General features: G+C 67.0%; 10 protein-coding genes. 4 read left to right on the top strand and 6 right to left on the bottom strand.

Going from position 1 to position 8,455, the window contains the following annotated elements; genetic code table 11:
* Window position 1: 1 nt before the first annotated feature.
* A complete protein-coding gene (locus ACK59X_RS31770; protein WP_409962996.1) occupies window positions 2-214 on the bottom strand; it encodes a hypothetical protein in 213 nt (70 codons plus the stop codon).
* A gap of 267 nt (window positions 215-481) precedes the next feature.
* Here ACK59X_RS31770 and ACK59X_RS31765 point away from each other — a divergent pair, with 267 nt between their 5' ends.
* Entirely contained in the window at window positions 482-703 is a 222-nt protein-coding gene (locus tag ACK59X_RS31765; RefSeq protein WP_409962994.1) for a hypothetical protein, read from the top strand.
* A gap of 67 nt (window positions 704-770) precedes the next feature.
* On the opposite strand, the gene ACK59X_RS31760 is transcribed toward ACK59X_RS31765, so the two are convergent.
* The 5 genes from ACK59X_RS31760 to ACK59X_RS31740 form a co-directional block, all read right to left on the bottom strand.
* A complete protein-coding gene (locus ACK59X_RS31760) occupies window positions 771-1,403 on the bottom strand; it encodes a response regulator transcription factor (protein WP_007857152.1) in 633 nt (210 codons plus the stop codon).
* 50 nt (window positions 1,404-1,453) lie between these two features.
* Window positions 1,454-4,000, bottom strand: coding sequence for a DNA ligase D (gene ligD / locus ACK59X_RS31755; protein WP_409962992.1), 2,547 nt, complete (start codon window positions 3,998-4,000; stop codon window positions 1,454-1,456).
* Window positions 4,001-4,003: 3 nt separating this feature from the next.
* Window positions 4,004-4,987: a Ku protein gene (locus tag ACK59X_RS31750; protein WP_409962990.1), complete on the bottom strand. Its 984-nt coding sequence runs from the start codon at window positions 4,985-4,987 to the stop codon at window positions 4,004-4,006.
* A gap of 13 nt (window positions 4,988-5,000) precedes the next feature.
* On the bottom strand, window positions 5,001-5,180 hold the full coding sequence (locus ACK59X_RS31745) for a DUF3606 domain-containing protein (RefSeq protein WP_409962988.1): 180 nt from the start codon (window positions 5,178-5,180) through the stop codon (window positions 5,001-5,003).
* Window positions 5,181-5,298: 118 nt separating this feature from the next.
* Complete coding sequence (locus ACK59X_RS31740; protein WP_409962986.1) at window positions 5,299-5,691, bottom strand: hypothetical protein; 393 nt, start codon at window positions 5,689-5,691, stop codon at window positions 5,299-5,301.
* A gap of 324 nt (window positions 5,692-6,015) precedes the next feature.
* Between ACK59X_RS31740 and kaiC the strand changes: the two genes are divergently transcribed.
* The 3 genes from kaiC to ACK59X_RS31725 all read left to right on the top strand — a co-directional run.
* Window positions 6,016-7,776, top strand: coding sequence for a circadian clock protein KaiC (gene kaiC / locus ACK59X_RS31735; protein WP_409962984.1), 1,761 nt, complete (start codon window positions 6,016-6,018; stop codon window positions 7,774-7,776).
* A 4-nt stretch (window positions 7,777-7,780) separates the two neighbouring features.
* On the top strand, window positions 7,781-8,131 hold the full coding sequence (locus ACK59X_RS31730) for a circadian clock KaiB family protein (RefSeq protein ID WP_409962982.1): 351 nt from the start codon (window positions 7,781-7,783) through the stop codon (window positions 8,129-8,131).
* A gap of 5 nt (window positions 8,132-8,136) precedes the next feature.
* On the top strand, window positions 8,137-8,455 hold a 319-nt coding region (locus ACK59X_RS31725), incomplete at its 3' end, for a circadian clock KaiB family protein (protein WP_409962980.1).

The raw sequence follows: 8,455 nt of genomic DNA, 5'->3' as shown, positions 1-8,455 counted from the left end.
GTCAGCATCCCCGGTACAGCCAGGCCTCGAAGCGGTTACCTAGGCATTGCCCGAGTTCGCTTTGCGGAACATCCGCGGTGGTGGCGGGTACCTTGGCAGGAATTTCTTCCCCCTCCACCAGACCCACGGCGGCAGAAGCGCCATGGGCGACCATGGCCAAACCTGCACCGATGAAAGATACGGCGCTGGCCGCAGGGCGGCGTTGCTGGAACATGGTGACCTCCAAGCGGTTTCGAGAGAGCATCATGTTCCCTGGCCAACAGGCGCTGACCTGTAGGAGAAGTGGCAGAGCACCGGTCATCAGGGGAGGACGCTCATCCCCTCTTTCATCGTCAACGCGGGAACTGGTGAGCGCTGGACAGGGCGGCCTCCTGGCCTCCACCCTGGCCGGCATCACCGCCATTGTCTTACCCCGCGTACCGTGGCGCGCTGAAAGAATGGATGCGTCCGGCGGATATCGCCCGCCAAGCAGGAGCAAGCCATGAACACCCATACCACCCCGTCCCCTTCCTCGTGGCCGTTCCCGGCTGCCGATCATTTCAGACGCCAAGCCGCCACCACACGCCCGGAGCCCGAACATGAGGAACAGGACGACACCCCGGACCATGTGGAGCAGGAGCTCGTGGACGAGCAACTCGAACGCGACCGAAACGCCTCGCGGGCCGTGGACAGCAAGATTCCCGGCCGCAGCGCCCCACAGTGAAGGCGCCCGCGGTCCACGCAGGGGCGCGGCGGCGGAGGCAGTGAAGCTCCTGCCCCGCCGACCGCGCTCACTGGATCAGATTGTTCTTCAGTGCGTAATAGGTCAGGTCGCTGTTGGAATCGAGGTGCAGCTTTTCCATCAGGCGCGTGCGGTAGGTGCTCACGGTCTTGACGCTCAGCGACAGGTCTTCGGCGATCTCGCCGACGTTGGCGCCCTGGGCAAGCTTGAGGAACACCTGGAACTCGCGTTCCGAAAGGTGCTCGTGCGCTGGCCGCTCGCCGGGGCGGTTGAGCTGCTGGGCCAGCAGCTCGGCCACGGTGGGCGTGAGGTAGCGCTTGCCCAGCGCGATGACGCGGATCGCCTCGACGATCTCGGAGGGCTTGCACTCCTTGTTGAGGTAGCCGCTCGCGCCCTGGCGGATCAGGTTGATGGCGTAGTGCTCCTCGGGGTAGCCGCTGAGGATGAGGATGCCCATGTCCGGCGCCTTGGCGCGCAGCATGGACATGGCGTCGAGCCCGCTCTGCCCGGGCATGGCCAGGTCCATCACGAGCACGTCGATGTCGTGCTCACGGATCAGGTCGATGGCTTCGCGCCCGTTGCCGGCTTCTCCTTCCACCCGCAGGTCCACATGGTCGGCCAGGAACTGGCGCAGGCCTGCACGAACGATTTTGTGGTCATCCACGATGCCGATCTTGATCATTTTGGTTTTTTCTATGGTTGATGAGAAAGCTGAAATGGGGTGAATTCGGTTCAGTCCTTGGCGCTGTAGCCCAGCAGGCGCATCGCGCCCGACAGGGATACCGCGGCCGCTGCATAGCCGTCCCAGGGGGCATTGCCCTGGCGCAGGCGCTCGCCCACGGTGCGAACGGTCCAGTGCGCCCCGCTGGTGAGCACGTCCAGTTCCTTCCAGGCCACGGGCACCGAGATGCCCATGCCCTCGCGCGAGCGCGCGGACCAGGCGCTCACGGTGGTGGCGCCGCGCCCGTTGCGCAGGTAGTCCACGAAGATCTTGCCGACGCGGTTGCGCGGGCCGCTCTTGGCCACGAAGCGTGCCGGAATGGTCTCGGCCAGGTGCTGCACCACGGCCTGCGAGAAGCCCTTGACCGCGGCCCAGCCCTGCAGGCGCTTGATGGGCACCACCACATGCAGGCCCTTGCCACCGCTGGTCTTGAGAAAGGCCGGCAGGTGCAGCTCCTTGAGAAGCACCTGCACCAGTTGCGCGGCCTCCTGCACGTCCCCCCAGGGCACGCCCTCGCCCGGGTCCAGGTCGAAGGTGATGCGGTCGGGCCGCTCGATGCGGTCCTTGCGCGCATTCCAGGTGTGGAACTCCAGCACGTTCATCTGCGCGGCCGACAGCAGGCCTTCGGGCTTGGCCACTTCGAGCAGCGGCGCATGGCCTTCATCGAGAGCCGGGTCCAGCAGCGCCACGCCGTCCATGGTGCCCCTGTCGATGTGCTTCTGAAAGAACAGCTCCCCACCCACGCCATCGGGCGCGCGCACCAGCGAGACGGGCCGACCCTTGAGGTGCTCCAGCATCAGCGGCGCCACGGTCGCGTAGTAGCGCACCAGTTCGATCTTGGTGATGCCGGACGCGGGGTCGATCACGCGGTCCGGGTGCGAGATGCGCAGCGCACCGGGCAAGCCCACAGCGGCCTTGGCCTTCGTGCCGGCCTTGGGCGCCGCGGTCTTCTTCGCCTGCTTTTTTTCGATGGCAGCCATGACCTCGGGCTTCTCCTGGACGATGGCCCGGGGCGGCTTATCTGCCCTGAGGCCGTGGAACACCGAATGGCGGATGCGCCCTTCCTTGGTCCACTCGGCGAACGACACCTCGGCCAGCAGGCGCGGCTTGACCCAGTGCGCCTTCTTTCCGGTGGCAGCGCCCTCGGGGAACGGGCTCTTGGTGGTGTACAGCGCGGTGAGCCGCGTGGCCAGCTCCTGCAGGGTGCGCTCGCTGAAGCCCGTGCCCACGTTGCCGGCATAGCGCAGCGCGCCGTCGTCGCCATGCACGCCCAGCAGCAGCGAGCCGATGCCGGTGCGCGAGCCCTGCGGGTCGGTGAAGCCGGCGATCACGAACTCCTGGCGGTGGCTGCACTTGAGCTTGATCCAGTCGGCATTGCGCCGCGAGGCATAGGGCGCGGACTTGCGCTTGCCGATCACGCCCTCGAAGCCCAGGTGGCAGGCCGAGGACACGAGATCGGAGGGCTTGGCCTCGAAGCCTTCGCTGAAGCGCACGCGCCCGGTCTTCACCTGGTCCACCAGGGCGCGCAGGCGCTCGCGCCGCTCCACCACCGGCATGCTGCGCAGGTCGTGCCCGTCGGCATAGGGCAGGTCGAACACGTAGTACACCAGGTCCTTGGCCACGTTGGTATCGAAGGCGTTCTGCAGTGCCTGGAAGTCGGGGGTGCCATGGGCGTCCACCGCCACCACCTCGCCATCGACCCAGCCCGATTGCAGCGGCAGCTCGGCAATGGCCCGGGCCAGCTGGGGCATGCGGTGCGTCCAGTCGTTGCCGTTGCGCGTGAACAAGCGCACGGAGCGGTTGTGCACACGGGCCAGCAGGCGGTAGCCGTCGAACTTGAGCTCCCACAGCCAGTCGCTGGTGTCGGCCGGCGGTTTGTCCACCAGTGTCGCCAGTTGGGGCGCCAGGGTGTCGGGCAGCGGCACCTTGGCCAGCTTGGCGGGCGGAGCGTCGGCGCGGGCGATGCCGGCAGGCCCGGGCGGCGCCAGGGGCGCGAGCGCGGTCACGCTGTCGGGCATTTCCTCGACGATGCTGAACTCGGCTGCGGGCCGCTCGAAATCGTCATGCTCCTTGATCAGCAGCCAGGGCGTTTGCTTCTCGCCGCCCTTGCCGTGCATGCGCACCAACGTCCAGTGGCCTTGCAGCTTGTGGCCGTGCAGTTCGAACTTGAGCTTGCCCTTGCGGTAACCCTCGGCCGCGTCACCTACCGGCACCCACCAGCCGCGGTCCCAGACGATGACCTTGCCAGCGCCATACTGCTTGGGCGGTATCTGGCCCTCGAAGCTGTTGTACGAGATCGGGTGGTCTTCCACCTGCACGGCCATGCGCTTGTCGGCCGGATCCAGGCTCGGGCCCTTGGGCACGGCCCAGCTCTTCATGGTGCCGTCGAGTTCCAGGCGCAGGTCGTAGTGCAGGCGGCTGGCCCAGTGTTTCTGGATCACGTACTGCAGCGCCTCCGCGCCCACTTCGCCACCATCGGCTGGCTCGGGCGTGACGGCGAAGTTGCGCTTCTTTTTGTAGAGCGCGAGCGAGTCGGTCATGTGCGGGTCTTTGGCCATGGTTCAGGCCGCGCGGCGTCCAGGCGCCTTCCGAGTGGCGGTCTTTTTGGCCGGGATCTTCTTCGCCGCGGCCTTGGCGGTCACCTTGCGTGCGGCCGGCAGCGGGGTCACCGAGGCCGCCGCCTTGCCTCTGGGTGCCGCCCCTGCGCCCTTGCCTTCCAGGCTGCGCTTGAGCAATGCGGTCAGGTCCAGCACGTCGGCACCTGCCGGGGCGCCTTCCCTGGCGCTGTCCACCTTGACGACCGTGGCGGTCTCGCCCGCGGCCACCTTGCTCTCGACGAGCTTGTGGATCTCCAGCGCGAACGAGTTGCGGAACGCATCGGCATCCCAGGCCTGGGTCATGTCCTCGATGAGCTGCAGCGCCATGTCCATCTCGGCCGGCTTGATGCCCGCAGCCTTGGCGTCGAGCGGCGGCAGGTTGAGCTGCTCGAACGAGCGGATCTCGCCGCCCCAGCGCAGCAGGTTCAGGATCAGCGCGGGCCCGCACGGGATCAGCACCGCCAGGTGCTGCCTGGTCTGGATCACCACCTTGGCCACGCCCACCTTGTTGCTCTGGCGCAGGGCCTCGCGCAGAAGCGCATAGACCTTCTCACCACGCTTGAGCGGGGCTGTGTAGTAGGGCCGCTCCAGGTACACGAAGGGGATCTCGTCGGCATCGAGAAAGGTCTCGATCTCGATGGTCTGGGTGATCTTGGGGTAGGCCGCGGCGATTTCCTCGGGCGTGAGCACCACGTAGTGCCCGTCCTCGTACTCGATGCCCTTGACGATATCGGCCGCGGCGATTTCCTTGCCCGTGACCTTGTTCACGCGCTTGTAGCCCACGGGCTCCATGGAGCGCTTGTCCAGCCAGTCGAAGTCGACCCCCGAGCTCACCGTGGCCGAGTACAGGCCCACGGGAATGTGCACCAGGCCAAAGCTGATCGCCCCCTTCCACATCGTGCGCGTGGAGGTGGGTGCCTTGCCTTCGTCTTCTTTCGCACGGGCCATCGGGCTACCCTTGTCAGCGGGCGTGGCTCAGATACTCGCGCACCTTGTCGGCCGAGGAGCCGACGGCCGCCACGGCCTCGCGCAGCTGCGCCTCGGTCACGCCCAGGCTGTTGCTCCAGTCGCGCACTTCGTACTGCTCGCTGAGGTTGATGAAATGGCGGTCCTGAACGGTCTTGTCCTTGTCGTCGCTCATGGCGCTTGTCCTTTCAGAGGGTGGTCTGGAAAGTAACACCAGGCTACGATCGCTCTTGTAGGACAGCAGCCGCTCCGCCTCCCGGCAAATTGCCCGCCTCGGCCCCGTGGCACGGGGCTCAGGCGGACTGCAGGCGTATGTTCAGGTGCGGTCCGGCCGTGAGATCGAAGACATCGGCACGCGCCAGGTCGGGGCTGTGCTGGAATTGCGTTTCGACGTATTCCGCCGTGAGCCGGCCGGCAATGGACTCCAGCAGGGCATGGGCGCTGTCCAGGCCGCCAGCAGTGAAGCCGTTGCCCTCCAGCGTGTAGCCGTAGCGCCCATTGCGGTGGGTGACGAGCGCCAGAGCGACGAGGTGCCCTTCGGTATCGCCCGCGTAGACCCGGCCTCCGGGAAAAAAGAGGGTGTAGCACCGCACTTTCTGCAGCTGGTCGTGGCCGGGTGCGTGGGCGATGGCGATCTCCTTGCCGCGGGCGGCTTGATAGGCATGGATGCCGACGATGGCAGCCAACCATGCGGCAAATTCTGCGGCTTGCCGTGCATGCGCGCAAGGGCCCGCGTCCTGCATGCACATGGGCTGATGTCCTACATCGATGTGCAGTTGGCACTCTTCTCGCACTGTGGGTACCAGCCCCCTTCGGCCCGCATCGCCAGCGCTGTCGCGCCGCTCTATCCGGCTGCGTCCTACAGCGGCGCGCACTGCAATTTCTTACGATCCCGTGCATCGGTGGCAACGCCACAGGCGGGCGGCTCGCGCTGCATGCACCTGAAGTGCAGGTTTCCACATTGGCAACCTGGTTTCCTTTCGTTCCATCGATTTCTTGATCCCGCCAAGATGGCTACCACCACCCGCCGCAAGAAACGAAGCCCCCCGCCGATCTTCGGCATTGCCAAGACGCCCACCGGCATTTCCGGCCTTGACGAGATCACCGAGGGCGGGCTTCCCACCGGGCGCCCCACCCTGGTCTGCGGCGCTGCGGGTTGCGGCAAGACCATGCTGGCGGCTGAGTTCCTGGTACGGGGAGCCACCGTCTACGGCGAACCCGGCGTCTTCATGATGTTCGAGGAATCGGCCGACGAACTGGCCGTGAACATGCGCTCGCTGGGCTTCGACCTGGACGCGCTGCAGCGGCAAAAGAAGCTGGCGCTGGACTTCGTGCGCGTGGAACGCAGCGAGATCGAAGAAACCGGCGAGTACGACCTCGAAGGCCTGTTCATCCGCCTGGGCTATGCCATCGATTCCATCAAGGCCAAGCGCGTGGTGCTCGACACCATCGAAGCGCTGTTCGCGGGCGTTCCCAACCACGCCATCCTGCGCAGCGAGCTGCGGCGCCTGTTCCGCTGGCTCAAGGACAGGGGCGTGACGGCCATCATCACCGCCGAGCGCGGCGAGAGCGCCCTCACCCGCTATGGCCTGGAAGAATATGTGGCCGACTGCGTGATCCTGCTGGACCACCGCATCGCCGAGCAGGTTTCCACCCGGCGCCTGCGCGTGGTGAAGTACCGCGGCTCGGAGCATGGCACCAACGAGTACCCCTTCCTGATCGGGCGCACCGGCTTGTCGGTGCTGCCCATCACCTCGCTGTCGCTGAACCACCAGGCGTCGCGCGAGCGCGTTTCCATCGGCATCGCCGGGCTCGACGACATGCTGGGGGGCCGGGGCATCTTCCGGGGCAGCAGCCTGCTGGTGTCGGGTGCGCCGGGCACTGGCAAAAGCAGCATCGCCGCCAGCTTCGTGGACGCCGCCTGCGCGCGTGGCGAAAAGGCCGTGCTCTTCGCCTATGAGGAGTCCGAGAGCCAACTGCTGCGCAACATGGAGTCCATCGGCCTGAACCTGCGCCGCTGGGTGGGCAGGGGCCTGCTCAGGATCGAGTCCACCCGCCCGACCCTTCAGGGGCTGGAGCAGCACCTGGTGCACATGTACGAACTGGTGCGCGCCTTCGGCCCCACCGTGGTCGCGGTGGACCCCATCAGCAACCTGACCTCGCAAGGCGACGATACCGGCCTCAAGATCACGCTGATGCGGCTCCTTGACTTCCTCAAGACCCAGGGCATCACGGCCCTTTTCACCAGCCTCACTGCAGACGTGGCCAACACGCCGGTAGCCACCTCGGAGGTGGGGGTGTCCTCGCTCATGGACAGCTGGCTGCTGCTGGCCAACGTGGCCGTCAACGGCGAGCGCACGCGCACGCTGCAGGTGCTCAAGTCGCGCGGCATGCCGCACTCCACCCAGGTGCGCGAGTTCGTCTTTTCGGACCATGGCGTGGACCTGGTGGACGTCTACCTCTTTGGCGACCAGGTGCTCACCGGCACGGCGCGCATTGCCCATGAGGCGCAGGTGCTGGCCGCCAACGACCTGCGCGGGCGCGACCATGCACGCCGGCTACGAGACCTGGCCAACCGGCGCAAGGCGCTGGACGCGCAGATCGAGGCGCTCAACGTGGATGCCCAGGAGCGCGCTGGCGAGGTGCAGTTCGAGATCGAACGCGAGCGGCTGGAGGCCCAGGGCGTGCAGGACCGGACCCGCAGCATCGCGGCCCGGCGGGGCGCCGGCACCGGCACGCGTTCGAAAAACACCGCTTCGCGCAAGGGCTGATGCAATGGCCCCCACCAGCACCTCCCGCAAAAGCCCGGCGCCTGCCGCCCCAGGCAGCTCCGCTGCGGCATCCTCCAGACCCGAATGGCAGCTGCGGCTCTACGTGGCCGGCTCCACACCCCGCTCCGCCGCCGCACTCCACAATCTCAAGCGCCTGTGCGAGACCCACCTGGCCGGGCGCTACAGCATCGAGGTGGTGGATCTGCTGGTCAACCCGCAGCTGGCGGCCGGTGACCAGATCCTGGCCGTGCCCACCCTGGTGCGCAAGTTCCCCGAGCCCATCCGCAAGATCATCGGCGACCTGTCGAACGAGGAACGCGTGCTCGTGGGCCTGGACGTGAAACCCCTGGGCTGATGGCCATGGCACACACCGCAGCCGCGCCAGCGCACCATGACCAGCCAGCGGAGGTTTCGCACCAGCACAGCTTTCGGCTCTACGTGAGCACCACCTCGCCGATCTCGCTGCGCGCGATTGCCAATGCGCGCCGCATCCTGCAGGAGGCGTACCCGGGCAACCACCAGCTCACGGTACTGAACATCGCCGAGCATGTGGCGCTGGCACGGGCCGACCAGATCATCGTCTCGCCCACGCTGCTGCGCCTGGCGCCCCTGCCCCAGCGCCGCTTCATCGGCGACCTGTCGGACCTGGACCGGCTGCGCCGCGCCTTCGGCGTGCGCC

The organism is Acidovorax sp., assembly GCF_046339755.1.
Classification (GTDB): domain Bacteria; phylum Pseudomonadota; class Gammaproteobacteria; order Burkholderiales; family Burkholderiaceae_C; genus Acidovorax.
Note: the sequence above shows the minus strand (reverse complement) of the source record. Positions and strands in the feature narration are given on the sequence as shown.